The sequence below is a fragment of the Paraburkholderia sp. CNPSo 3281 genome (assembly GCF_024206515.1).
Taxonomy (GTDB): Bacteria; Pseudomonadota; Gammaproteobacteria; order Burkholderiales; family Burkholderiaceae; genus Paraburkholderia; species Paraburkholderia nodosa.
Genome location: NZ_JAMBPS010000004.1, coordinates 319,718 through 343,940 on the forward strand (window position 1 = coordinate 319,718; position 24,223 = coordinate 343,940).

Below are 24,223 nucleotides of genomic sequence, written 5' to 3' on the forward strand. Positions count from 1 at the left end.
ATCCATGCAATTCGACTTCTCTCCGGCTATCGCCGGTTGGGCCGACATCGCACACGGCGCGCTGGTCACGGTGGAAGTGACCGCTGCCGCACTCGTGCTCAGCTGTATGCTCGGCCTCCTGATCGGCATCGGCCGGCTCGCGCCGCAGCGGCGGCTCGTCTACGGCTTCTGCACGGGCTACCTCGTGTTCTTTCGCGGCACGCCGCTGCTCGTGCAGCTGTTCCTGCTGTTCTTCGGACTGCCGCAGTTCAACATCCTCTTGCCGGCGTTCGTCTGCGGCATGCTGGGGCTCGGGCTCTATTCGGCGGCCTACGTCTCGGAGATCGTGCGCGGCGCGATCCAGTCCGTCGATCGCGGGCAGATGGAAGCCGCGCGGTCGATCGGCATGTCGTCGGGGCAGGCCATGCGCGCCATCATCCTGCCGCAGGCCGTGGTTCGCATGATTCCGCCGCTCGGCAACGAATTCATCGCGCTCATCAAGAATTCCGCGCTGGTCTCGCTGCTGACGATCGACGACCTGATGCATGAAGGCCAGAAGATCATCAGCGTTTCGTATCGCTCGCTGGAGGTGTACCTCGTGATCGCGCTCGTCTATCTCGTGCTGACGCAGACGACCAACTATGCACTGCATCGCGTCGAGCGCCGTCTGCGCGCAGGAGGGATGGTGCAATGAGCGCGCAACCGGATCCGATCGTTCGCATTCGCGGACTCAAGAAGTCGTTTGGCTCGCACCTCGTGCTCAACGGCATCGACTTCGACATTCAGCCGCAACAGGTGGTCGTGGTGATCGGCCCGAGCGGTTCGGGAAAGAGCACGTTCCTGCGCTGCTGCAACGGACTCGAGCAGGCCGAGGGCGGCACCGTCGATATCTGCGGTCATCGCCTCGTGGAAAACGGCGCGATGCTCAAGGACCGCGCGCTCAATGCGCTGCGTACCGAAGTCGGCATGGTGTTCCAGTCGTTCAACCTGTTTCCGCACCTCTCGGTGCTGCACAACATCACGGTCGGGCCGCGCATGTTGCGCGGGGCATCGAAGGCGCAAGCCGAGTCCGCCGCGCTTGCCTTGCTCGAGAAAGTCGGGCTCGCGCACAAGGCGCATGTGATGCCGGCGAGCCTTTCGGGCGGGCAGAAGCAGCGTGTCGCCATTGCGCGCGCGCTGGCCATGCAGCCGCGCGTGATGTTGTTCGACGAGCCGACTTCGGCGCTCGACCCGGAGCTGGTCGGCGAGGTGTTGCAGGTCATGAAGCTGCTGGCTTCCGAGGGGATGACGATGGTGGTCGTCACGCACGAGATGGGCTTCGCGAAGGAAGTGGCCGATGTCGTGGTGGTGATGGACGGTGGCGAGATCGTCGAGTCGGGGCCGCCTTCGACGATCTTCACCGCGCCGGCACAACCGCGCACGCGCAGTTTCCTGCAAGCGGTGTTGTCGCGCGCATGAGCCGCTCTTCCGCACCCGAAGGCAGGGCAGGCGCAAGAGTGACGCTGCTGCGCGGCGCCGATCTCGTGCCCGCGCCCTGGAAAAACGGCGGCGGCGTGACGCGCGAAATCGTGACGGGTTGCGCAGCGGGCGCGCCGCCCGATGGGTTCGCTTGGCGCGCGAGTCTCGCGGATATCGCGCAGGCCGGGCCGTTTTCGTGCTTCGCGGGCATCGACCGTACGCTCGTGTTGATCGAGGGCGCCGCCTTGCAGCTGGACGAAGCGTGCGCAGGAGGACAAGCGCCTCACGCCACACATACGCTCGATCGCGCCCTGGACATCGCGCGCTTTGCCGGCGAATCTGCGATCGATGCACGGATCGCCGCCGGCCCCGTGCGCGTGTTCAACCTGATGGTGCGCCGCGAGGCCGCGCGCGGCGCGCTCGAAGTGTGGCGCGAGGCAGGGCGGCGCAGTGTGCATGCGCAGACCGTGTTGCTGCATGCCGTGCAAGGTCGAGTCGAGGTGAGCGTGGCGGGCGACGGCTTCATCGCGCTCGCGCCCGCCGACACGTTGCGCGTGGACGCGGCGCAGGCCGTGGACCTCGAAACGCGCGGCGCAGGCGCGCTGCTGGCCGTCACACTCGATATCGCGCGAGCCTGATTTCATGAGCCCCCCGATGCCTCCGCTTGCCATGACGAACGCGCTCTTCGCGGACCATGCGTATTTGCCCTGCGGCTGGCGCCGCAATGTGCTGCTCGAATGGGACGCTACGGGCACGCTGCGCGGCGTAACGCCCGATCTGGCGCAAGCGCCTCAAGGCGTCGCGCGTGCGCCGGGCCCGATCACGCCTGGCATGCCTAATCTTCATTCGCATGCGTTCCAGCGCGCCATGGCGGGCCTCACCGAATATCGCGCGAACCCGACCGACAGCTTCTGGAGCTGGCGCGACCTGATGTACCGCTTCGCGGCGCGCATCACGCCCGACGATCTTGCCGCGGTCGCGCGCTGGCTTTACGTGGAAATGCTCAAGGCGGGCTATACCTCCGTCTGCGAGTTTCACTACGTGCATCACGCGCAGGACGGCCAGCGTTATGCGAGCCCTGCCGAACTGGCGCAGTGTGTGGTCGAGGCGGCCGACGTCACCGGCATCGGCATGACCATGCTGCCCGTGCTCTACCAGTACCGCGGCTTCGGCGCGCAAGCGCCGCGCGACGATCAGCGGCGCTTCATCAACACGCCCGACCAGTTGCTCGGCATTGTCGAGGCGCTGCGTGCGTGGCGGCCCGAGCACGGCGCGTTGCGCTATGGCGTCGCGCCGCATTCGCTGCGCGCGGTTTCGCACGACTCGTTGCGTGCGCTGCTGGAAGGCCTGGATCACGCGCTTCCTCACGCGCCGGTGCATATCCACATCGCCGAGCAGACGGCCGAAGTGGACGCGTGCCTCGCGACCGAGGGCGCGCGGCCCGTGCAATGGCTGCTCGATCGCTTCGACGTGAGCGCGCGCTGGTGCCTCGTCCATGCCACGCATATCGATGCGCGGGAGACCGCCGCGCTCGCGCAGAGCGGCGCGATTGCGGGCCTGTGCCTCACGACCGAAGCGAATCTTGGCGATGGCATTTTCCCCGCAAGCGAGTATCTCGATGCGGGCGGCGCGTTCGGCATCGGCTCGGACAGCCATATCGGCGTGGACTGGCGCGCCGAATTGCGCCTGCTCGAATACGGACAGCGGCTCACGCGGCGCGAACGCAACGTGCTCGCGTCGGCCGAGACGGCGCAGGTGGCCGACCGTCTTTTCGACGCGGCGCTCGCGGGCGGTGCGCGCGCGACGGGGCGCGCGGTGGGCGCGCTGCAGGAGGGCGCCCGCGCGGACTGGCTCGTGCTCGACGCGCAGCATCCGAACCTCGCGCAGCAGACGCCGCCAAGCTGGCTTTCCGCCGTGGTGTTCTGCGAGCATGGCGAGACGCCGGTGCGCGACGTCTATGTGGGCGGCGAGCAAGTCGTCGCGCAGCGCCGGCATCGCGACGAAGCGCGCCTGTACGCCAGCTATCGCAAGGTGTTGAACCATCTCCTCGCCGGCGCCTGAGCGCGCGGCCAACCGAACGGAGCCCCCATGACCGACCTCTTTTCACTCGAACGCGGCACGGCGCCGCTGCTGATCTCGATTCCCCACCTCGGCACGCAGATCCCCGAGGCGCTGCGCGACGCCTATACGGACATCGCGCTCACGGTCGCCGATACCGACTGGCATCTCGACCGGCTCTATGCGTTTGCGAAGTCGCTGGGCGCGACGATACTCGGTGCGCGCGTGTCGCGCTATGTGATCGACCTGAACCGGCCGCCCAACGACGAAAGCCTGTATCCGGGGCAGACGACGACTTCGCTGTGCCCGACCGAAACGTTCCGCGGCGAGGCGCTCTATCGCGAGGGCCGCGCGCCTGATGCGCACGAGCGGCAACGCCGCGTCGCCACCTACTGGCAGCCGTATCACGACGCGCTGCGCGCCGAGCTGCAACGCCTGCGCGCGCAGCACGCCAACGTGCTGCTGTGGGAAGCGCACTCGATTGCGAGCGTGCTGCCGCGGCTATTCGACGGCAAGCTGCCCGATCTGAACATCGGCACGCAGGACGGGCGCACGGCGGCGGCGGCGGTGCAGGCGGCGGTCGAGCGCGCGGCGGCCGCGAGCGACTACACGTGGATCGCGAATGGCCGCTTCAAGGGCGGCTACAACACGCGTCATTACGGCGCGCCGCAGGACGGCGTGCATGCCGTGCAACTCGAAATGTGCCAGTCGACTTACATGAGCGAGGCAGCGCCGTTCGACTACATGCCGTCGCACGCGCAGAAAGTCGAGCCGGTGGTGAGCAGGATGATGGGCGGCGCGCTCGAGGCCGTGAAGGCGATGAACGCCGCCGCGGGTTGATTGCGCCGCGCGTGAACACGCTATTAAGCGAATCCCTACCTTTCAGACAGCAGCCGGTCTCAAAGGCGATGTGCCCCGTTCTGCGCGCCGCCCAGCGCGGGAAAGTACTCAGTTGTGCGGGCTACGATCGCGCTGCCGATCGTAGTATTCTCTAGCGACGCGGCCTCGGGGGGCGCTGATGTGCCATCGCGAAGCAGTCCAGACATCCACATAAAGAGGAGAGGTTGAATGAAGTTGACGAAGCTCCTGTTCACAAGCGCGCTTGCCGTATCGGCACTTGGATTTACCGCCATATCCGCCCATGCGGAAGACCTGCTGGATTCCGTCAAACAGGCCGGGGTGCTCAAGATCGGTCTGGAAGGCACCTATCCCCCATTCGATTCCCGTGACAGCAAGGGCGAACTCGTCGGCTTCGACGTGGACGTCGCGAAGGCCGTGGCGGCCAAGCTCGGGGTTAAGCCCGAGTTCATTCCCACCGAGTGGAGCGGCATTATCGCGGCGCTGCAGGCCGGCAAGTTCGACGTGATCGTCAATCAGGTGACCATCACGCCGCAACGCCAGCAGGCGCTCGACTTCAGCCAGCCGTACACGTACTCGGCCGCGCAGCTGATCCAGCGCTCCGACGACAAACGCGAATTCAAGACGCTCGACGAATTCAAGGGCGACAAGAAGCTCGGCGTGACGCTCGGCACCAACTATGACCAGATGGCGCGCGCCGTGCCCGGCATCAACGTGCAGACCTATCCCGGCGCGCCCGAGAAGCTGCGCGACCTGGCCACGAAGCGCATCGACGCAACGATGGACGACCGCCTGATGCTGCCGTACATCATCAAGACGTCGAACCTGCCGCTGCGTCCGGGCGCCGTGTTGCCGGGCGCCGATCAGCAAATGGCCATTCCGTTCCGCAAGGGCAATCCGAAGTTCGAGAGGGCGATCAACGACGCGCTCACCTCGCTCAAGCAGGACGGCACGCTCAAGAAAATCTCCATGCAGTGGTTCGGCCAGGACGTGACGCAACCGCTCGCTCACTAACGCTACTGGCGTTTCTCGATACTCGCGCCGGCCGCCTTCAGGGCCGGCGCGTTTCGCTTCAACATTCCTTCCTACCGCGCCGCCTGCGTCCTCGTGCGCAGCTTCGCGACTTCCGCCGCGCCCACTCCGCCTGCCTTGTTGTTCCAGCCCGCACGCACGAACGTGAGCACATCGGCGATCTGCTTGTCGCTTAGGACATCTGCATAAGCGGGCATGGGGTACGGCGCGGGCATGCCCTGGATCACAAGATCGCCCGTGCCGTTGAGCGTGACGTTGATGAGCGACGACGCGTCTTTTTCCAGCACATTCGGATTGCCCGCGAGCGGCGCGAACATCGGCGCGAAGCCGCGCCCGTCGGCGCCGTGGCAATGCATGCAATACGCCGTGTAGACGCGCGCGCCCGCATCGTTCGCCGGACGCGAGAGCGATACTTTCGTCGCCTGCGCGTCATAGGCGTAAGCCGGTGCGCCGTCGCCGCCCTTCGCGGGCAGCGACTTCAGGTAGAGCGCGATCGCGTTGACATCCGCGTCGTTCATGGCCTGGGTGCTCTTGTTGACCACATCGGTCATCGCGCCGAACGCCGAGGCGTGCTGGTTCGCGCCCGTCTTCAGGAACTGCGCGAGGTCCGCTTCGTTCCAGCGCCCGAGGCCCGTGTTGTGCGCGCCGGTCAGGTTCGAGGCGAACCAGCCGTCGAGCACGGCGCCCGTGAGCCAGGCGTCGCCGCTTTCGTCGAGCGCCTTCTCGTTGAAGCCGATGCCGCGCGGCGTGTGGCACGAGCCGCAATGGCCGAGACCCTGCACGAGGTACGCGCCGCGGTTCCATGCCACGTCCTTGCCCGCTTTGTCCTGGTACGCGCCTTTCTCGAGGAAGACGGCGTTCCAGATCTTGAGCGGCCAGCGCAGGTTCATCGGCCACTTGATGTCGGCGTCGCGATTGCTCTGCCTGACCGGTTTCACGCCTTGCATGAAGTACGCGTAGAGCGCGGCGACGTCCTCGTCGCGCACCTTCGCATACGAGGGATAAGGCATCGCCGGATAGAGGTTGTGGCCGTCTTTGGCGACGCCCTCGCGCAGGGCGCGCGCGAAGTCCGCTTGCGTGTAGCCGCCAATGCCGGTGTCCGGGTCGGGCGTGATGTTGGTCGTGTAGATGCGGCCAAGCGGTGTGCTCATCGGCAGGCCGCCTGCAAACGGCTTGCCGTGCGGCGCGGTGTGGCACGCCGCGCAGTCGCCCACGGCGGCGAGGTAGGCGCCGTGCTGGATCGTGGCGGCGTCCGCTGCGCCCGCGGCGAACGCGGGGCGCGCAGTCACGCACGCGAATGCGGCGAGTGCGAGTGATGCGGCGGCAACGCGGCGCAGGCCGCGGGCTCGTTGGGATGCGTCGATCGTCTTCGTCATGGTTCGCTCCCTCAAGCCGATTGCGCGGACGCGCCCGCGTTCACGAGCTGGCGGCCCACGGGCAAGTGCCGCAGACGTTTTCCGGTTGCCGCATAGATCGCATTCGCCACGGCCGGTATGACCGCCGAAGTCCCGGGCTCGCCGATCCCGCCGGGCGCTTCGGCGCTCTTCACCAGATGCACTTCGATTACCGGCATCTGGTCGATGCGCATGATCCGGTAGTCGGTGAAGTTGGTTTGCGTGACGCGTCCGTGCTCGATCGTGATCTCGCCCCACAGCGCGGCCGTGATGCCGAACACGATGCCGCCCTGGATCTGCGCCTCGATGGTCTCGGGATTGACGGCCATGCCGCAATCCACGGCGCACACCACGCGGTCCACGCGCACTTCGCCGTCGTCCACGGTGACGTCCGCGACCATGCTGAGGAAGCTGCCGAACGCGTGCATCACCGCAACGCCGCGCCCCTGGCCCTTCGGCATGGGCGGTCCCCAGTTCGCGGCGCGCGTGGCCACGTCGAGCACATTGAGCGCGCGCGGCGATTTGCCGAGCAGATTGCGGCGGTAGGTGACCGGATCGGTTTTCGCGGCCACCGCGAGTTCGTCGACGAAGCTCTCCACCACGAACGTGCCGCGCGTGGGCCCCACGCCGCGCCAGAACGCGGTGGGCACCGCATGCGGCTCCTGGCGCACGTATTCGATCAACTGGTTCGGCAGGTCGTAGGGCAGGTCGGCGGCGACTTCCACGGCGTCGGGGTCGACGCCGTGCTGGAACGCGGGGGGCGCAAAGCGCGCAATGATCGAGGAGCCAGCGATACGGTGCTGCCAGGCCACGGGCTTGCCGTTCGCGTCGAGCCCGGCGGACAGGCGGTCGTAGTAGTACGGCCGGTACATGTCGTGCTGAATGTCCTCCTCGCGCGTGTAGAACACCTTCACCGGCACCTTGAGCTGCTTGCCGATCTTGAGCGCCTGGGTGATCGCATCGACTTCGAGCCGCCGCCCGAAGCCGCCGCCAAGCAGATGATTGTGCAGCGTGACCTGCTCGGGTTTCAGGCCCGTGACGGCCACGGCGGCATCCACGGCGCGCGTGGGCACCTGGGTGCCCACCCAGATCTCGCAGCCATCGGCCTGCACGTTGACCGTGCAGTTGATCGGCTCCATCGTTGCGTGCGCAAGGAACGGCTGCTGATAGACGGCGTCGATGCGTGTTTTTGCGGTGCCGAACGCCTGCTGCACGTCGCCATTCTTGCGGGCGACGGCACCTTCGCGTTGCGAGGCGCTCGCGAGATCGGCGACGATCTGCTGCATCGAAACGTTCGCGCCCGCGCCTTCGTTCCACTCGACGACGAGCGCCGCAGCGCCCCGTTTCGCGGCCCACGTGTGCGCGCCGATCACGGCCACGGCGTTGTCGATCTTCACGACCTGCGTGACGCCGGGCACCTGCTTCGCGTGGGTGTCGTCGACCTTCGCGAGCGTGCCGCCGAACACAGGGCAGTTTACGATGGCGGCGTAGACCATGTCGGGCAGGCGCACGTCGAGGCCGAAAAGCGCCGAGCCGTCGACCTTTTCGGGCGAGTCGAGGCGCTTGGTGGGCTTGCCGACCAGCGTGAAGTCTTTGGGGGCCTTGAGCGCCACCTTCTGCGGCACGGGCAGATGGGCGGCCGCATCGACGAGCTGGCCATAGGCGATGCGCCGGCCGCTCGCGTCGTGCAGCACCTCACCTGCTTTGGCGTGGCAGGTGGCCGGATCGACTTGCCACTGCTGCGCTGCCGCCTGAGTCAGAACGGTGCGCGCGGCCGCGCCCGCTTCTCGCATGGGCTGCCAGGCAAAGCGAATCGACGTCGAGCCGCCCGTGAGCTGGCCGCCCAGCAGCGGGTCGGTGAAGAGCTTCGCATTGGGCGGCGCGTGATCGATCGTGACGCTATCGAGCGGCACTTCGAGTTCTTCCGCGATCAGCATCGGAATCGAGGTGTACACGCCTTGCCCCATCTCAACCTTGGGGACGATCAGCGTGACCTTGCCCGAGCGGTCGATCTGCACGAACGCGTTCGGCTCGAACACGCCGTCTTGCGGCGCTTCGTTGCCATCGCCACCAACGACCGATTGACGCGTCTGGCTGTCGCCCTGCGCGCCGGCAGAAAAGCTGATGCCGAGCAGCAGGCCGCCGCCCGCCGCCGCGCCGAGCTTGAGAAAGGTGCGGCGCGAGAGTGGGCCGCTTGCTGTGACAGGCTGCTTGCGTTCTGGCGCGCCGTTCTGCGCATCGAGGAGACCCTGTGACATCTCAGGCCTCCTTCGCGGCTTGCTTGATGGCGGCGCGAATCCGCGCATAGGTGCCGCAGCGGCAGATGTTTCCCGCCATGGCGGCGTCGATATCTGCGTCGCTCGGGTTCGGATTCGCGGCGATGAGCGCTGTCGCCGACATCACCTGCCCCGATTGACAGTAGCCGCACTGCACGACGTCGATCTCGCGCCACGCCTTCTGCACCTTCTGTCCGGCGGGGGTCGCGCCGATGGCCTCGATGGTGGTGATCCTGCGGCCCGCAACGGCCGCGACGGGTAGCACGCACGAGCGCGCGGCCACGCCGTCGAGATGCACCGTGCATGCGCCGCACTGTGCAATACCACAGCCGAACTTCGTGCCGGTGAGGCCGACAATGTCGCGCAGGACCCAGAGCAGCGGCATGTCGGGCGGCGCGTCGACCGTATGAGTTTCTCCGTTGATTGTTAGCGTCGTCATGGTGCGGCTCTCGGAAAGTGGGGATTTGTCGTTCTTGATCGTGCAATCGAAGTGTCCGCGCGCCGGCTGTTCCGCCTGGCTTGCCTAATGAGCAAGCCAAAAGCGCAGGCCCGTGGGCACGGCCTTTCGACAACCGTTCGAGTGTAGCGCCGCCGTTAAATGCGTGCAGAAAACGGGTCCGCGGCTGCCCTGCGATGCCCGAATAGCCAAAACGCGCCTTGACTTCCGTTTAGATGATGACTAGCATCTAAACAACATCGAATCACGGAGCGGGTCATCATGAGGAAGTCGAAGGTCGAAACGGCGCAGACGCGGGAGCGCATCGTGGAAGTCGCGGCTGGAGCATTCAGGGCGAATGGCATCCATGCAACGGGACTCGCCGACGTGATGGCCGCTGCAGGGCTCTCGCATGGCGGCTTTTATCGCCATTTCGAGTCGAAGGATCAGCTGGTCGCGGAGGCGTGCGAAGCGGGGCTGGCCGGCATCGTCGAAAACCTCGTCGCCGCTGCGGATGGGGCCACGGGCGAGGACGCGTTCCGGGCGATCGTGGACGCGTACATGTCCACCGGTCATCGCGACGCGCGCGCGAACGGTTGCCCGCTTGCCGGCATGGGCAGCGAGCTGGCGCGCGCGGACGACGCGACCCGCGCGGCGGCTTCGCGCGGGTTCGACGCGCTCGTGGACATGCTGGCGGCGCGCATGGCAACACCGGAGGAAGAGGCGAACCGCTCGCAGGCCGTTTTCGCGCTCGCGGCCATGATCGGCGCGCTGACCCTGGCGCGCATCATCCCCGATCAGGATGCTTCCGCGTCGTTGCTGGAAGACGTCAGGCAACACATCGAAGTGATCTGAACGAAAGCTGTCGCCAGAGTCTGGCGATTCAATTCGCACTCATATGTGTATATGCACTTTTTAACGGAGAACTCATCATGCAACAGCGAAAATTCCTGATTACCGGCGCCACGGGAAAAACCGGCGTGCACGTGGTCAATAACCTGCTCGAAGCCGGACATGCGGTTCGCGCGATGGTCCGTACGGAAGACGCGCGCAGTGCCGCGCTGCGTGCCGCCGGCGCCGAAGTGGTGGTCGGCGATCTGCTCGATCACGACGACCTGATTCGCGCCACCTCAGGCGTGACGGGCGCGTACCTCTGCTATCCCGTTCGGCCCGGGTTTATTCAGGGCACCGCGTATTTCGCGGACGCCGCGCGCCGCGCCGGTCTCGAAGTCGTCGTGGAAATGTCGCAGATTTCCGCACGCGAGGATGCGAAGAGCCACGCCGCGCGCGACCACTGGATCGCCGAACGCGTGCTCGACTGGTCAGGGGTACCGACCATTCATGTTCGCCCGACCTTTTTTTCCGAATGGCTGATCTTCCCGTGGGTGCGCGACACCCTCGTCAAGCAAGGGCAGATCACGCTGCCTTACGGAGCGGGACGCCACGCGCCGATCGCCGCCGTTGACCAGGCCCGCTTCATCGCCACGGTGCTCGCGCAACCGTCGGGCCATATCGGCAAGCGCTACGAGCTTTGCGGGCCGGTCGAATTCGACCACCAGGGCATTGCCGACGAGATCGGCAAGGTGATCGACCGGAAGATCGTTTATCGCCCCGGCACTCTCGATGAATATCGCGAGCATTTGCAGAAGTACGACCTTCCCGAGTTTGCGATCCAGCACTTCATCGAAGTCGCCGTCGATTACCAGAACGGCGTGTTCAAGGGGACCGACAGCATCATCGAGCAGGTTACCGGCAAGGCGCCGCAGACGGTCGAGGCATTCGTTCGCGCTCATCGCGAGCTTTTCCGTGCCTGATTCAAACGAACACTTTGCAGGACTAATTTCATTGGAGATTCAAAATGAAGATCAAGAATGCCGTTGTGTTTGTCACCGGCGCAAGCCGTGGCCTCGGTCTGGCTTTTGCACGCGAGGCGCTGGCCCGCGGCGCCGCCAAAGTCTACGCCGGGGTGCGCAATCCGGAAGGCTTCCGCGAGCCCGGCATCGTCCCGGTCAAGATCGACGTGACGGATCCGGCCTCCGTTACGGCTGCCGCGAAGATCGCCGCGGACGTGACGCTGCTCGTGAACAACGCAGGGATTGCGGAAATTCTCGCGTCGCCGCTTGCGGCAGAGGCGGAGGAACAGGCGCGGCGCATCTTCGAAACGAACTTTTATGGCGTTATTCGCACGACGCGCGCGTTCGAATCCGTGCTGCCCAGCGACGGCAACGGCGGCGTGATCAACGTGCTCTCCGATGTCTCATGGCGAGCCGTGCCGTTCCTCGCGCCGTATTCCGCTTCGAAGGCGGCGGCCTGGAGCTATACCAACAACATCCGGCTGCACTTCAGCGAGCGCAAGATCGGCGTGGTCGGTGTGCATGTCGGCTTCGTGGATACCGATCTCACGAAGGATTTCGACGTGCCGAAAGCCAGTCCCGTCGATGTCGTTCGCCAGGCCTACGAGGCGCTCGAAGCGGGCGAAAGCGAAGTGCTCGCGGATGCGGGCAGCCGTGAGTTGAAGCAATCGCTTTCGGCTGCGGTGCCGGGCTATATCGACCCTGCGGTCCTGCTGGCATAGGTATGCTGGCGTAGGCAGCAACGGGCCGGTGCGCCGCGCGCGCATGAAGACTGCGCGGCTCCGGCTCTAGATATCGTCTGGATGCGCAGCGAAGTGCCGAATGCGACAGGTTTCGAATCATCATTTCGATTCATGAATGATTCGAACTACGAAGGTTTGGATTCGTGTAACAACAATCAAGATGAGTCGTCCCTCCGTTGCCTTCCCTGTGTGGCATTCCACACACAACCCGCATTCGCGGTCTTGAGCGTCGTGTCAAAACCGCTGATCGTTGAAGAGAGGGCGCCCGCCACGCGATTGCCTCGAACATGCTGCGATCTGCAGCGGGCTGCGCAGTCTCTCATCTCTTGAAGTGCACGCACGCGGAGTCGCACATGTTCAACAGCACCGTACTCGAAGTCGGCATCGGCCTGGTGTTCTGCTATTTCGCGGTGAGCCTTGCCGTCAGCACCGTGACCGAGCTTTTTGCGTCGCTCTTGCAGTTGCGCGCGAAATGTCTGCTATCCGGCGTCAAGCAGATCCTGAACGACCCGCAGTTCAACGGCATGGCGCGCGACCTCTATAACCACGCGCTCGTGAGCCCGCGCGACTCCGGTGACGCGACGAATGCGCGCGACCTGAAGTACAAGCCATCCTATATTCCGTCGAAAGACTTTGCCCTGGCGATGATCGATATCCTTCGGCGCGCGCCCGGTGCGGACCAGGACATCGGTCAGTCGATTGCCACCATCCAGAACCAGCAATTGAGGGAGGTGTTGCAGGCGATGTATCGGCACGCCAACCAGGATGTCGGCCAGTTTTCAGACGCGCTCGGCAAGTGGTTCGACAATGGCATGGACAGGCTCTCCGGCACCTACAAGCGCTGGTCGCAGTTCATTTCATTTGCCGTGGCGCTCGTGATCGTGATTGCGCTGAACATCGATACGGTTTTTCTGTTCAGGATTCTGTGGGTGCATCCCTCGCTCGCGGGTGCGCTGCACTCGAGCGCGTCTTCTGGTGCGGTCTCCCTGATGAACCAGTTGCCGATCGGCTGGCAAAGGGATGACGCCTACGCTGACGGCGTGGTCTGGATGATCGTCGGCTGGCTTCTCACGGCGAGCGCAACGTTGTTCGGCGCGCCGTTCTGGTTCGATCTGCTGCAAAACGTGACGAACCTGCGCGGCACCGGGCCGTCCACCGACGACGCTGCCCGCAAAACGGCGTCGAATTGACGGCCCGTCGGCTCAATCGCCCGTCGGCAAAGCCAGCTCGGCATCGAGCCCAACAACTTGCTCATCCACCACGCGATTGCGCAGCACGAGCGTGCCGCCATGCGCGGCCGCCACGCTGCGCGCGATCGTGAGCCCCAATCCCGTGCCGGCGGGCGCATCGCTGCCACACGAACCGATGCGGAAATAAGGCTCGAACACGCGTTCGAGCAGAGCGGCATCGGCAATGCCGGGCCCGTTGTCGCTGATCACCACGTGCACGCCATCCTCCACATCGCAAACGGTGACGCTCGCCTCGCTGCCATAGCGAATCGCGTTGTCGAAAAGATTCTGCAGACAGCGTTTGAGGTTGCGCGCAAAGTCCGGAACGGGCGCGCGCACGATCCTCGGCGAGAGGCGCGCGATAGATATTGCGCCCGAGCGCTTCGGCCGCCGTCGCGAAGCGGCGCAACGGCGCAAGCGCGAAGCGCACCGCCACCATGGCGATCAGGCACACAGCGGCGAAGCGCAGCAGATAGATCCGCAGCAGGTAATCGATCACGAGCGCGCCGCGCTCGGTATGCATGCCCGCCTGGCCTTCGTTCGCGTGGATGTCGAGCCAGCCGTGTCCGGGCACTTCGAGTTGCACGTGAAAGTCGCCGGTGGGCATGCGCGAATCGAACAGGCTCAGCACGCCGCCTTCCCGGCGCGCGCCGTCGCGCACCTGAGCGTCGATGAGATGTACGTCGATGGCTTCGGACAGGCGCTTGCGGATCACGCCTTCGATCAGCCCGGCGGTGGCGCGCTGTGCGAGCGAAAGCGTGGCGGGCGTGGCCAGCGGCGCGCCTTGCACTCAATGCAGGCGGTAGCGATCGTCGCCGAGCGTGCCGACGATCGCCTCGCGCGTCGCCGCGTCGGGCGCGCGCTCGATGAGGCGCACCGTATCGGCGAGACGGCTGCCGAAGAGCCGCGCCGGAATTTCGAGCGTGAGGTTGTCGTGGGTTTCGAACCAGATCGTGCTGGTCAGCAACTGTCCCGCGAACATGCCCGCCGCGAGGACCATGACGAGGCGCCCAAAGAGCGTGTCTGGCCAAAGCGGCCGAAGTGGCAAAAGCAGCGGCCAGCGGCGCAACTGCGCCGCGATCTGCGCGACCCGCCTCACGCTTCGTACCCGACGTCGGCCACGAGCATATAGCCCTCGTTACGCACGGTGCGAATGAGCGTGGCCTCGCGCGCCGAGTCCTTCAGGTGCTGGCGCAGCCGGCTCACGCAGACGTCGATGGCGCGAACGAGCGGCGTCAGGCTCTTGCTGAACACCTGGTCGAGCAGAAACTCGCGCGAGAATTGCGCCGCATATCGCGCGCACGATTTTCGGCGAGGATCATCGCTTCTATTTGCCGGGCGGCCTGCTGCTCGGCGCGCTGATGCTCTCGCTCGCTTCCATTGCCTCGAAACTGCTCGTGCCGGGCGTGCTGATTCCCGTTGGGCTCGTCACGGCGCTCGTGGGCATTCCGCTCTTTCTCGGCATCGTCGTGCGCTCGCAGGGAGCCATGCAATGAGCGGATTGTCGATTCACGCGCTTTCGGTGCGCTACGGCAAGCGCGAGGTGCTGAGCGACTTGAGCGCCGGGCCGCTCGCGCGCGGCGAAATCACGGCGCTGCTCGCGCCGAGCGGCAGCGGCAAATCCGGCGCGCTTCGGCTTCGTGTGGACCCGCACTCAACTGGGCGGCCCCGACACGATCAACGGCGCGAACAGTCTCGGCCTCGTGCAGAACGGGCAGGGCGCGAGCTTCAGCAACTATGAGGTGAACGCGAGCTACCTGTTCACGCCGAAATTCAGCCTGAACGGCGCGTACACTTACACGCAGGGCGCGCTTTCGAGTTCAGGCGGCGAGCATCACCCGCGCTGGCACGAGGTGTCGGTGCAGGCCGACTACTTCCTATCGAAGCGCACCGATGTCTATGCGCAGGCGAGCTACCAGCACATCAGCGCGGATGGATCGGGTCTCGGTGCGGATATCAGCGGGCAGTCGCCTTCATCGACGAATCAGCAGACGGTTGTTGCGATCGGCATGCGGCACCGGTTCCAGGCAACGTGCAGCCTAAAGCAGGCTGACGATGCTGCTCAAGCCGGTGTCAACGCCAACACCGGCGCCGGCAAGCATCGTCCCGCGGCACAGCGGCGCGCCGCAGCGGCAGGTGTATTCACGCAGGCTGTCTTCGCAGGCGTCGTCGGGCAGTTCGAGCGCGTAGTCGATGAACAGCTCTTCGCCTGGCAGGATGTCGCGGCACGCGTCGATGAATACGTGACCGTTGATTTCGATCGTTTCGCAGTTCGCCTGGCACGCGTGATTGAGCCAGCGCGCCCAGTTGCCGTCCTGGCCGCCGTCGATCACGCGGCCATCGGAAAGGCCGAAGAGAAACGTATGCGCACCGTCTTCACGCAGACGATAACGCCGGGCCGCGCTGCGCCAGCTCATGAGCTTGCCTTTGTATTCGAAGATGCGCTCGCCGGCCCGCAGGGGACGCAACGCATAGACGCCTTTTCCGTGCACCGGCGACTGCCGGACAGTCATTCGTTTGCTCATGGCCATCTTCGCGCGTTGAACGCGTGCAGTATAAGCGGCCACGATGAAAGCGAGTGATGAAAATGGATATGGGCATCGACCTTGCGTATCGCGCCGTCACACATTGCGTGCACCGTATTGAAGCGGACGGCGCCCGACTCTCGGCTTCTGCCACATGTGTGCCTCGCAGTTGACCTCGCGGGCAGGATCAAGGCAACATACCCGGGTTTCTTTGGCGAGTTTCCGGATCCAATTCTCGAGTGGGTATATGGCAAGCACGAATGAGCCAGGCGCAGACGCCTCGCTGACCTATCGGCTGAAGGCATTGACCAAGATCGCCGACCGCATGAGCAGCGAGATGTCGCGCGACAAGCTGGGTGTGCCGTATCCGGAGGCAAGCATCATCGCCGCGATCGGCACGTTCGGTCAGCAAACCGTGATGGATATCTCGCGGCGCGCCAACCTCGACAAGAGTCAGGCGAGCCGCACGGTCGAGGCCATGCTCTCGAAGGAGATCCTCGCGCGCACGGGCAACGACAAGGACGGGCGCAGCGTCATCATTTCGCTCACCGCCGAAGGCCGCAAGATTTTCAAGAAGATCGGCCCGACCCTCGACAAGCGCGAAAGCGACCTTTACCACGGGCTGAACGAGGCCGAGCGCGTCGCGCTGCGCTTCCTGCTCGACAAGATCCTCGCGTCACACGGCTGGGACGCCACGCCCTGACCGCCTCCTGGTCCGTGCATGAATTTCCGGCACGCGATCAGTCATTGAATTGTCATCAAATTGCCACCGCGAAGCGCAATGCCGCTTCGTGGCGGACCAGGCGTTAACGCTCAGTGGCGCCCAAGCATAAAAGAATGGCATTTGAAGCGAAAAGCGCTTCGATGGATTGCCGTATCGTCCGCTCACATTGAAAAGCATGCGGGTTGCGCCGTGCAGACCGTCGGCCGCCGCATGCGGATCTAATTTCTTTGGAGCGGGACTGACATGAAAGACATCATCGCGGAAAGCCAGGAGACGAGCGCCGAGGATCGCGCGACGAACGCCGCGCTACGCAGCGGGGCGGATCGCGCAAGCCGCAGCGCCGCTGCGCGTTCGCCTTCGAACTGGGCGTGGGCGACGCCGTCCAGCCAGTACGACTGGATGGACGGCCACGCGCCGTTCGCTGCGCTCGATTAGCGCAAATGGCAATGATCTGAAGACCGATGCGCTCCATTCAACGCTCGCACGCGACAGGGTGTCGCCTGCGAGCGGGTTATTTCGGCACAATAGTTGACTTGTCATGTAACTGAAAGTCGGCGGCAGGCAGCGCTGAAATAGAGGCAACGATGTTCAGGAACATTAGCAAAACGTATCTAGACCCGGTGGGCGATCGCACGCGTGTGCAAACCTCGCGAGTCATCGCCTTCGAAGCCGCGCATGCCTGGCTGCTATGACTGCTTCGGCGCCTGGATCATCTTCCAGCCGTTGCCGGCAGGATCGCGAAAACCCGCGTCGACGCTGCCGTAGCGGTCAACCGGCTCCTGGGTGAATTCGACGCCCAGGCCTTTCAGGTGCTCGTAGCTGGCGCGGCAGTCCGCCACCGCGAGCACGAGGGGCGGCATGGCGCCCTTGGCGACCATGGCGCGCAGCGTTTGCGCGGTGGCCTCGTCGTGAACCGGCGGCCCGGGCAGGAATAGCCCGAGCTGGAACGATGGCTGCTCCGGGTGCTGGACCGTGAGCCAGCGGTACGCCCCATTGCGCACGTCGGTATGCACACGGAATCCGAGTTTGTCGACGTAGAACTTGAGCGCCTCGTCCTGGTCGTCGACGTACAGGCCCACCACATTGATACCCTGATTCATGACACCTCCCTGGTTAGTGACCGCACTTCAGGTCCGCACTTTAGCCTTGCCCGTACGCCGCCGCTTCTCCAAAACTGCTGTGGTGAGGTCGGGGCGCTGCGCGGCTTTCAGTACGCAGGCGGGCACGCGGTCGATCTCGGGCAGGTTGGCCCGCGCCTGGACGCGCATGGCGCTGGGGCTCGAGCCGGTCACGTCGCGAAACGTGCGGCCAAAGGTGCCAAGACTCTCCCAGCCGGTGGCGAAGGCGATATCCGTGATGTCGAGATCGGTGTCGCGCAGCAGGGTGGTGGCCTGCTCGATGCGCCGCGTGAGCAGGTAGCGATGCGGCGGGAGGCCGAAGGCGCGCTTGAAGGAGCGCGCGAAATGCGCTTCGGAAACGCCGCTGACCTCGGCCAGGCGCTTGACGGGCCAGGCCTCGTGAGAGGCGGCGTCCATGCGGTCTTTCGCGCGCAACAGACGGCGCAGCAGGGCTGGGTCCAGAAGCGGTTCGGCGTCGGGCGGTTCAGGATGCGCATGGGCGAGCGTGGGCGCATCGGCGTGGAGGGCTGCGCTAGCGGGCATGCATTCGTCTGGAGCGGGCGGCATGCCGGTAGTTTAGGCCCAACGGCGATCGATGGCCGACGATCGGCTTTCGATCGGTTGGGCCTGCCAGGCGTCGCTCACTGCGATTCGACGAACTGGATGATCTCGCCGTTGTCGCGCTTGAGGTACAGGTCGGCGCCTTTCATGCGCACTTCGTTGCACGAATACGGCATCTTGCTGCCTTTGCTGCAGATCTTGCCGTCCTCGGCTTTCCAGTCGCCGTGGTCGGCGAAGCCTTTGCTCGACTTGAAGTCGTAGTCGCCGTTATTGCCGTACTGCACGTGCCACGTGCTGCCGTCGGCGATCTTGATGTCGAACGCCTTGCCCGAGAGGCGTTGCTGGATGTCGGCCGCGCTGGGGTTCGCGGAACCGTCCGGGAATGCCGCGGAGTCTGCAAAAGCCGTAGCGGGAACGATGAGCAGGAGGGCAAGCAGCTTCTTCATGGGAGGTCTCCTGAAAGCCGGATTACTGCCTTGCTTCGAGACGATGGAGTGGCGCGCTCGCCCGGCGGATAGCCTGATGCCAGGCGTGGAGGCGAGCGTTGCGCGTCGTTCTCGTGCACGTTTTCACTATAGCTCCGGGCGATTTCGCCAATGTGGTCTGGCGCACACAAGGCGTGTAACCGGGGGCCGCAAGTCGATGTCCGCACATCGTTGCGCATGGCCCCGAGGTGTGCTGGCGGGCCCTGAAACGACTGCCCGCCACGACCTTACTTCAACCGTCCCGCGAGGAACTGTTGGAGCCGCTCGCTGCGCGGCGCATTGAGCACTTCCTTGGGGTCGCCTTGCTCTTCGATCTTGCCCTTGTGCAGAAACACGACGTGATTCGACACGTTGCGCGCGAAGCCCATTTCGTGCGTGACGACGATCATGGTGCGACCTTCCTCCGCGAGCTTCTGCATGACCTTGAGCACTTCGCCCACGAGTTCCGGGTCGAGCGCGGAGGTGGGCTCGTCGAACAGCATCACTTCGGGCTCCATCGCCAGCGCGCGGGCGATCGCCACGCGCTGCTGCTGGCCGCCGGAAAGATGCGAGGGGTACTTGTGCTCGACGCCGGCGGCCAGCCCCACCTTCTCGAGGTACTTGCGCGCGCGGGCCTCGGCCTCGCTGCGGGAGAGGCCAAGCACGCTGACCGGCGCCTCGATGATGTTCTCGAGCACGGTCATGTGCGCCCAGAGATTGAAATGCTGAAAGACCATCGAAAGGCGCGTGCGCATTTTCTGGAGCTGCTTCGGATCGCTCACGCGCAACGCGCCTCCGCGGTCGGCGCTCGTACGGATCTCCTCGCCGTTGAGCGTGATGCGTCCCGAGCAAGGCGATTCGAGAAAGTTAATGCAACGCAGAAACGTGCTCTTTCCCGAACCGCTCGATCCGATCAGGCTGATCACGTCGCCAGCCTTTGCCTTGAGCGATACGCCCTTCAAAACCTCGTTCTCGCCGAACTTCTTGTGCAGGTCGTCGACAATCAGCTTGTACATACTCGGTTCACTCCATCAGGACTGAAATTCTTAATGGCCTTGCGGCTTCAGATAGGCCAGCACACGTGTTTCGAGGCGGCGGAAACCCCAGATCAGGGCGAAGACGATGGACGCATAGAGCGCCGCTGCGATGCCGTACGCCTGGAACGTCATATAGGTGGCGGAATTCGCGTCGCGCGCCACTTTCAGGATGTCGGGCACGGTCGCGGTGAAAGCCAGCGTCGTGGCGTGCAGCATGAGAATCACTTCGTTGCTGTACGAGGGCAGCGCGCGCCGCAACGCGGAAGGCAGGATGACGCGCGTGTAGACCTTGGTCTTCGACATGCCATATGCCTGGGCCGCTTCAATTTCGCCATACGAGGTCTCGCGAATCGCGCCCGCGAAAATCTCGGTGGCGTAAGCGCACTCGTTCAATGCAAAGGCCAGCAGCGTGCAGTTCATGGCACTGCGAAAGAAGTCGCCAAGAACCGGATTGGCGTGCACGAAGTGCAGGCTGTAGAGGCCGGTGTAGCAGAGCAGCAACTGCACATAGAGCGGTGTGCCGCGGAACACGTACGTATAGACCCAAACCGGCCGCGATAGCCACGGGTTGCGCGATGCGCGCGCGATGGCGAGCGGCACGGCAAGCAGGAAGCCCGCCACGATCGAAACGACCAGCAGCCAGAGCGTGATAACGAGACCGCTGGTGTTGAAGCCGTCGCTGTACAGAAAGTTGGGCCAATATTGACGAAGCAGTTCGATCACAGCGTTGCCCTCCGCACACCGGTCGAATAGCGCTTTTCGAGGCGGTGCAATGCGAGATTGGAAACCGTGGTGATGGCGAGATAAATCGCGCCGGTCACGAGCGTGAAAAAGAAGAACGCCTGGGTGGCCTTGCCCGCGTCCTGCGCGGCCTTCACCACATCGGCGAGACCGATGATCGAAACGAGCGCCGTGGCCTTCACGAGCACCTGCCAGTTATTGCCGATGCCTGGCAGCGCGAAACGCATCATCTGCGGGAACAGGATGCGCGTGAACACGCGCGTGGAACTCATGCCGTATGCGAAACCGGCTTCGATCTGCCCGCGCGGCACGGCGAGAAACGCGCCGCGGAAGGTCTCCGTGAAATACGCACCGTAAATGAAGCCGAGTGTGATGACACCGGCCACGAACGGGTCGATGTCGATCTGGTCCATGCCCATCATGTCGGTCGCGTCGTTGAGCCAGATCTGGATGCTGTAGAACAGCAGCAGCATGAGCACGAGGTCGGGCACCGCGCGAATGAGCGTGGTGTACGCCGTGCCCATGCGCGAAAGCACGCGGTTGGGCGAGAGCTTCGCGGCAGCGCCCGCAAGCCCGAGCAAAAACGCGGCGCCTAGCGAGAGCACCGCGAGCTTGATGGTTTCCCACGTGCCCGCGAGGAGCAGCGGGCCGAAGCCTTGAAAGACCATGGAAGGATGTCCTCGTTCAGGGGAGCAGCGCTCCCCTTTGTTGTTGCAGATGAAGACGACGGTGCTTAACCGCCGTAGACGTCGAAGTCGAAATACTTCGACTCGATCTTCTTGTACGTGCCGTCCTTGATCATGTCGGCGATCGTCTTGTCGATCTTCGCCTTGAGGTCGGCATCTTCCTTGCGCAGGCCGATGGCGGCGGCGCCCGTGGGGATTTCCGCGCCTGCGAACGCAAAGCCTGCGCCACGCGGCGTCTTCAGGAAGCCGAGATTGGCCTGCACTTCGTCTTGCAGCGCGGCGTCGAGGCGCCCCGACTGCAGATCCAGATAGACCTGGTCCTGGTTCTGGTAGGGAATCACGTTGATGCCCTTGGGCGCCCAGTTCTGCTTCGCGTAGGTCTCCTGAATCGAGCCTTGCTCGACGCCCACCGTCTTGCCTTGCAGCGAAGCGATGGTCGGCTGCAGCGGCGAGCCCTGCTTCGCGACGAGGCGCGTGGGCGTGTTGAAGAGCTTGGCCGAGAAGGCGATCTGCTGCTCGCGCTGCGGGGTCATCGTGAGCGCGGAGAGCGCGCCGTCGAATTTCTTGGCCTTGAGGCCCGGGATCATGCCGTCGAAGTCCTGCTCGACCCACACGCATTTGGCGTTCAGGCGCCGGCAGATTTCGTTGCCGAGGTCGATGTCGAAACCGGCCAGCTTGCCATCGGTCGCCTTCGACTCGAACGGTGCGTAGCTCGCGTCGGTGCCGAAGCGGATGGTGGACCAGTCTTTCGCATACGCGCCACCGGCGGCAAGGGCGAGGGCGACACACAAGGCGAGTTTCTTCATGAAGTCTCCGATAGGAAGGGTTGGCGTGTACCCGGTCATGGACTGGCGGTTCGGCCCGGCAAGTTGTCTATACAATTATCGATGCGTCGAAAAGACCGGCAATCGGTGTTATCACCTGGGGATTTCACTGTGCTGCAATCGAAAGACGGCGTAATTCTGGCGTCAGGAAGCGGAGATGCGGGTATACGTGGAGCAGATTGAACTTGTATAGACAAGCTCGCTTCGGTAATCTGATTCCACCTTGTCCAGACAACTTTGACACCGCCATGAACATCAAACTCACTCCCGGCCATCTGACCCTGTCCCAACTGCGCCAGATCGCGCGTGCCAATGAAAACGGCGGCGTGAAGCTCGAACTCGATCCGGCCAGCTTTGCCGCCATCGACGCAGGCGCACGCGCCGTTGCCGAGATCACGGCGAAGGGCGAGCCGGCGTACGGCATCAATACGGGCTTCGGGCGTCTGGCAAGCACACACATTCCGAACGACCAGCTCGAACTGCTGCAGCGCAATCTGGTGCTCTCGCACGCCGTGGGCGTGGGCGAGCCGATGTCGCGTCCGGTCGTGCGTCTCTTGATGGCGCTGAAACTGTCGAGCCTGGGCCGCGGCCATTCGGGTATCCGCCGCGAAGTGATGGACGCGCTCATCACGCTGTTCAACGCCGACGTGCTGCCTGTGATTCCCGTGAAGGGCTCGGTGGGCGCCTCGGGCGACCTCGCGCCGCTCGCGCATATGTCCTGCGTGTTGCTGGGTATGGGCGACGTATTCGCGAAGGGCGAGCGCATGAGCGCGCTAGAGGGCTTGCGTCTCGTCGGCCTCAAGCCGCTCGCGCTGCAGGCCAAGGAAGGTCTCGCGCTGCTCAACGGCACGCAGGCTTCTACGGCACTCGCCATCTACAACATGTTCGCGATCGAAGACCTGTACCGCACGGCACTCGTTGCTGGCGCCCTCTGCGTGGATGCGGCGGCAGGATCGGTGAAGCCGTTCGACGCGCGCATTCACGAACTGCGCGGTCATCGCGGCCAGATCGAGGCGGCAGCGGCTTACCGCACGCTGCTCGAAGGCTCGGCGATCAACCTCTCGCACCGCGACTGCGGCAAGGTTCAGGACCCGTATTCGCTGCGCTGCCAGCCGCAGGTGATGGGCGCGTGTCTGGACCAGATGCGCCACGCCGCGCAGGTGCTGCTCATCGAGGCGAACGCGGTTTCGGACAATCCGCTGATCTTCCCCGAAACGAACGAAGTGCTCTCGGGCGGCAACTTCCACGCGGAACCGGTGGCCTTCGCCGCCGACAACCTCGCGCTGGCCGCCGCCGAAATCGGCGCACTGGCCGAGCGCCGCATCGCGCTGCTCATCGACGCCACGCTCTCGGGCCTGCCGCCTTTCCTCGTGAAGGACGGCGGCGTGAACTCGGGCTTCATGATCGCGCACGTCACGGCGGCTGCACTGGCTTCGGAAAACAAGACGCTCGCGCATCCGGCCTCGGTCGACTCGCTGCCGACCTCGGCAAACCAGGAAGACCACGTTTCGATGGCGACGTTCGCGGCGCGCAAGCTCGCCGACATTGCCGACAACACGGCCAACATCCTCGCGATCGAACTGCTCGCCGCAGCCCAGGGCGTGGACCTGCGCGCGCCGCATCACACGAGCCCGGCGCTCGCGCACGTGATGGAGTCGGTGCGCGCCGAGGTGCCGCATTACGACCTCGACCGCTACTTCGCGCCGGACATCGCCGCGATGACGAAGCTGGTGCAGAACGGCGCGATCGCCAAACACAGCCCGCTGGCGTTCGAGTCCGAGCAATAAGTGCTAGATTCCGAATAAAAACAGTCATCCTGAATAACATCCGAGACGAAGACGTTATGAACCACCCGAACTTCACCGACCCCCGCCTCGACCCGACCCGCACGATCCGCGCGCCGCGCGGCAGCGAGAAGGTCTGCAAGACCTGGCTGGCGGAAGCCGCCTACCGGATGATCCAGAATAATCTGGACCCCGAAGTCGCCGAGCATCCGCATGCGCTCGTGGTGTACGGCGGCATTGGCCGCGCCGCGCGCAACTGGGAGTGCTTCGACCAGATCCTCGCGTCGCTGAAGGACCTGAACGAGGACGAGACGCTGCTGATCCAGTCGGGCAAGCCCGTGGGCGTGTTCCGCACGCATGCGGACGCCCCGCGCGTGCTGCTCGCGAACTCGAACCTCGTGCCGCACTGGGCCACGTGGGAACACTTCCACGAACTGGACCGC

At 64.6% G+C, this 24,223-nt stretch carries 27 protein-coding genes and 4 pseudogenes; 17 read left to right on the top strand and 14 right to left on the bottom strand.

What is annotated here, in order from left to right; genetic code table 11:
• The first annotated feature begins 4 nt into the window (after positions 1 to 4).
• The 6 genes from M3I56_RS07395 (at position 5) to M3I56_RS07420 (ending at position 5,367) form a co-directional block, all read left to right on the top strand.
• Positions 5 to 673, top strand: a complete 669-nt coding sequence (locus M3I56_RS07395; RefSeq protein ID WP_254353202.1) for an amino acid ABC transporter permease — start codon at positions 5 to 7, stop codon at positions 671 to 673.
• Positions 670 to 1,437, top strand: a complete 768-nt coding sequence (locus M3I56_RS07400) for an amino acid ABC transporter ATP-binding protein (protein ID WP_302056689.1) — start codon at positions 670 to 672, stop codon at positions 1,435 to 1,437. The genes M3I56_RS07395 and M3I56_RS07400 overlap by 4 nt, the downstream gene beginning before the upstream one ends.
• A complete protein-coding gene (locus M3I56_RS07405; RefSeq protein ID WP_254353203.1) occupies positions 1,434 to 2,075 on the top strand; it encodes a HutD family protein in 642 nt (213 codons plus the stop codon). Before M3I56_RS07400 ends, M3I56_RS07405 begins: the two co-directional genes overlap by 4 nt.
• Before the next feature lie 16 nt (positions 2,076 to 2,091).
• Complete coding sequence (locus M3I56_RS07410) at positions 2,092 to 3,498, top strand: formimidoylglutamate deiminase (RefSeq protein WP_375541686.1); 1,407 nt, start codon at positions 2,092 to 2,094, stop codon at positions 3,496 to 3,498.
• A 27-nt stretch (positions 3,499 to 3,525) separates the two neighbouring features.
• Positions 3,526 to 4,335, top strand: coding sequence for an N-formylglutamate deformylase (hutG, locus tag M3I56_RS07415; RefSeq protein WP_254353204.1), 810 nt, complete (start codon positions 3,526 to 3,528; stop codon positions 4,333 to 4,335).
• 228 nt (positions 4,336 to 4,563) lie between these two features.
• A complete protein-coding gene (locus M3I56_RS07420; RefSeq protein ID WP_254353205.1) occupies positions 4,564 to 5,367 on the top strand; it encodes a transporter substrate-binding domain-containing protein in 804 nt (267 codons plus the stop codon).
• A 71-nt stretch (positions 5,368 to 5,438) separates the two neighbouring features.
• On the opposite strand, the gene M3I56_RS07425 is transcribed toward M3I56_RS07420, so the two are convergent.
• Genes M3I56_RS07425 through M3I56_RS07435 form a run of 3 tightly spaced genes read right to left on the bottom strand, consistent with a single transcriptional unit; the run spans position 5,439 to position 9,494 of the window.
• Positions 5,439 to 6,761: a cytochrome c gene (locus M3I56_RS07425; RefSeq protein ID WP_254353206.1), complete on the bottom strand. Its 1,323-nt coding sequence runs from the start codon at positions 6,759 to 6,761 to the stop codon at positions 5,439 to 5,441.
• An 11-nt stretch (positions 6,762 to 6,772) separates the two neighbouring features.
• On the bottom strand, positions 6,773 to 9,037 hold the full coding sequence (locus M3I56_RS07430; RefSeq protein WP_254353207.1) for a xanthine dehydrogenase family protein molybdopterin-binding subunit: 2,265 nt from the start codon (positions 9,035 to 9,037) through the stop codon (positions 6,773 to 6,775).
• Between the two features lies 1 nt (position 9,038).
• The gene (locus M3I56_RS07435) at positions 9,039 to 9,494 is read right to left on the bottom strand and encodes a (2Fe-2S)-binding protein (RefSeq protein ID WP_254353208.1); all 456 of its coding nucleotides are present in this window, start codon (positions 9,492 to 9,494) and stop codon (positions 9,039 to 9,041) included.
• Between the two features lie 279 nt (positions 9,495 to 9,773).
• Between M3I56_RS07435 and M3I56_RS07440 the strand changes: the two genes are divergently transcribed.
• From M3I56_RS07440 to M3I56_RS07455, 4 genes are all read left to right on the top strand, one after another.
• Positions 9,774 to 10,346, top strand: a complete 573-nt coding sequence (locus tag M3I56_RS07440) for a TetR/AcrR family transcriptional regulator (RefSeq protein ID WP_254353209.1) — start codon at positions 9,774 to 9,776, stop codon at positions 10,344 to 10,346.
• A 77-nt stretch (positions 10,347 to 10,423) separates the two neighbouring features.
• Positions 10,424 to 11,305 carry an NAD(P)H-binding protein gene (locus M3I56_RS07445; protein ID WP_254353210.1) on the top strand — a complete coding sequence of 294 codons (882 nt, stop codon included), beginning with the start codon at positions 10,424 to 10,426 and terminating at the stop codon, positions 11,303 to 11,305.
• A gap of 44 nt (positions 11,306 to 11,349) precedes the next feature.
• Complete coding sequence (locus M3I56_RS07450; RefSeq protein WP_254353211.1) at positions 11,350 to 12,066, top strand: SDR family oxidoreductase; 717 nt, start codon at positions 11,350 to 11,352, stop codon at positions 12,064 to 12,066.
• 374 nt (positions 12,067 to 12,440) lie between these two features.
• Complete coding sequence (locus tag M3I56_RS07455; RefSeq protein WP_254353212.1) at positions 12,441 to 13,277, top strand: hypothetical protein; 837 nt, start codon at positions 12,441 to 12,443, stop codon at positions 13,275 to 13,277.
• A 12-nt stretch (positions 13,278 to 13,289) separates the two neighbouring features.
• Here M3I56_RS07455 and M3I56_RS07460 read toward each other — a convergent pair whose 3' ends face one another.
• The 3 genes and pseudogenes from M3I56_RS07460 to M3I56_RS07470 form a co-directional block, all read right to left on the bottom strand.
• Complete coding sequence (locus M3I56_RS07460) at positions 13,290 to 13,655, bottom strand: sensor histidine kinase KdpD (RefSeq protein ID WP_254353213.1); 366 nt, start codon at positions 13,653 to 13,655, stop codon at positions 13,290 to 13,292.
• A 451-nt stretch (positions 13,656 to 14,106) separates the two neighbouring features.
• Complete coding sequence (locus tag M3I56_RS07465; RefSeq protein ID WP_254353214.1) at positions 14,107 to 14,415, bottom strand: hypothetical protein; 309 nt, start codon at positions 14,413 to 14,415, stop codon at positions 14,107 to 14,109.
• Positions 14,412 to 14,594: pseudogene (locus tag M3I56_RS07470) on the bottom strand (helix-turn-helix domain-containing protein); the annotation flags it as partial. The gene M3I56_RS07465 and the pseudogene M3I56_RS07470, both read right to left, overlap by 4 nt.
• Before the next feature lie 2 nt (positions 14,595 to 14,596).
• On the opposite strand from M3I56_RS07470, the pseudogene M3I56_RS07475 reads away from it, so the two are divergent.
• The 3 genes and pseudogenes from M3I56_RS07475 to M3I56_RS07485 form a co-directional block, all read left to right on the top strand.
• Positions 14,597 to 14,812: pseudogene (locus M3I56_RS07475) on the top strand (iron chelate uptake ABC transporter family permease subunit); the annotation flags it as partial.
• A complete protein-coding gene (locus tag M3I56_RS07480; RefSeq protein ID WP_254353215.1) occupies positions 14,809 to 15,057 on the top strand; it encodes a hypothetical protein in 249 nt (82 codons plus the stop codon). The pseudogene M3I56_RS07475 and the gene M3I56_RS07480, both read left to right, overlap by 4 nt.
• 1 nt (position 15,058) lies before the next feature.
• A pseudogene (locus tag M3I56_RS07485) lies at positions 15,059 to 15,178 on the top strand (porin); the annotation flags it as partial.
• Between the two features lie 177 nt (positions 15,179 to 15,355).
• On the opposite strand, the gene M3I56_RS07490 reads toward M3I56_RS07485, so the two are convergent.
• Positions 15,356 to 15,841, bottom strand: a complete 486-nt coding sequence (locus tag M3I56_RS07490) for an SET domain-containing protein (RefSeq protein ID WP_254353216.1) — start codon at positions 15,839 to 15,841, stop codon at positions 15,356 to 15,358.
• Positions 15,842 to 16,088: 247 nt separating this feature from the next.
• Between M3I56_RS07490 and M3I56_RS07495 the strand changes: the two genes are divergently transcribed.
• Positions 16,089 to 16,544, top strand: a complete 456-nt coding sequence (locus tag M3I56_RS07495) for a MarR family winged helix-turn-helix transcriptional regulator (protein WP_254353217.1) — start codon at positions 16,089 to 16,091, stop codon at positions 16,542 to 16,544.
• A 264-nt stretch (positions 16,545 to 16,808) separates the two neighbouring features.
• Positions 16,809 to 17,000 carry a hypothetical protein gene (locus M3I56_RS07500; protein ID WP_254353218.1) on the top strand — a complete coding sequence of 64 codons (192 nt, stop codon included), beginning with the start codon at positions 16,809 to 16,811 and terminating at the stop codon, positions 16,998 to 17,000.
• Positions 17,001 to 17,251: 251 nt separating this feature from the next.
• Here M3I56_RS07500 and M3I56_RS07505 read toward each other — a convergent pair whose 3' ends face one another.
• The 7 genes from M3I56_RS07505 to M3I56_RS07535 all read right to left on the bottom strand — a co-directional run bounded on the left by M3I56_RS07505 (position 17,252) and on the right by M3I56_RS07535 (position 21,978).
• The gene (locus M3I56_RS07505) at positions 17,252 to 17,665 is read right to left on the bottom strand and encodes a VOC family protein (protein WP_254353219.1); all 414 of its coding nucleotides are present in this window, start codon (positions 17,663 to 17,665) and stop codon (positions 17,252 to 17,254) included.
• 27 nt (positions 17,666 to 17,692) lie between these two features.
• On the bottom strand, positions 17,693 to 18,226 hold the full coding sequence (locus M3I56_RS07510; protein ID WP_254353220.1) for a helix-turn-helix transcriptional regulator: 534 nt from the start codon (positions 18,224 to 18,226) through the stop codon (positions 17,693 to 17,695).
• A gap of 98 nt (positions 18,227 to 18,324) precedes the next feature.
• Positions 18,325 to 18,690: a hypothetical protein gene (locus tag M3I56_RS07515; protein WP_254353221.1), complete on the bottom strand. Its 366-nt coding sequence runs from the start codon at positions 18,688 to 18,690 to the stop codon at positions 18,325 to 18,327.
• Between the two features lie 266 nt (positions 18,691 to 18,956).
• On the bottom strand, positions 18,957 to 19,724 hold the full coding sequence (locus M3I56_RS07520; RefSeq protein ID WP_254353222.1) for an ABC transporter ATP-binding protein: 768 nt from the start codon (positions 19,722 to 19,724) through the stop codon (positions 18,957 to 18,959).
• Between the two features lie 30 nt (positions 19,725 to 19,754).
• Positions 19,755 to 20,468 (bottom strand): ABC transporter permease, encoded by a 714-nt coding sequence (locus tag M3I56_RS07525; protein ID WP_254353223.1) that lies wholly within the window; start codon positions 20,466 to 20,468, stop codon positions 19,755 to 19,757.
• A complete protein-coding gene (locus tag M3I56_RS07530) occupies positions 20,465 to 21,154 on the bottom strand; it encodes an ABC transporter permease (RefSeq protein ID WP_254353224.1) in 690 nt (229 codons plus the stop codon). Before M3I56_RS07530 ends, M3I56_RS07525 begins: the two co-directional genes overlap by 4 nt.
• 65 nt (positions 21,155 to 21,219) lie before the next feature.
• A complete protein-coding gene (locus M3I56_RS07535) occupies positions 21,220 to 21,978 on the bottom strand; it encodes an ABC transporter substrate-binding protein (protein ID WP_254353225.1) in 759 nt (252 codons plus the stop codon).
• 266 nt (positions 21,979 to 22,244) lie between these two features.
• Between M3I56_RS07535 and hutH the strand changes: the two genes are divergently transcribed.
• Both hutH and M3I56_RS07545 read left to right on the top strand, forming a co-directional pair.
• Entirely contained in the window at positions 22,245 to 23,783 is a 1,539-nt protein-coding gene (gene hutH, locus M3I56_RS07540; RefSeq protein ID WP_254353226.1) for a histidine ammonia-lyase, read from the top strand.
• A 56-nt stretch (positions 23,784 to 23,839) separates the two neighbouring features.
• Positions 23,840 to 24,223, top strand: a pseudogene (locus M3I56_RS07545) (urocanate hydratase); the annotation flags it as partial.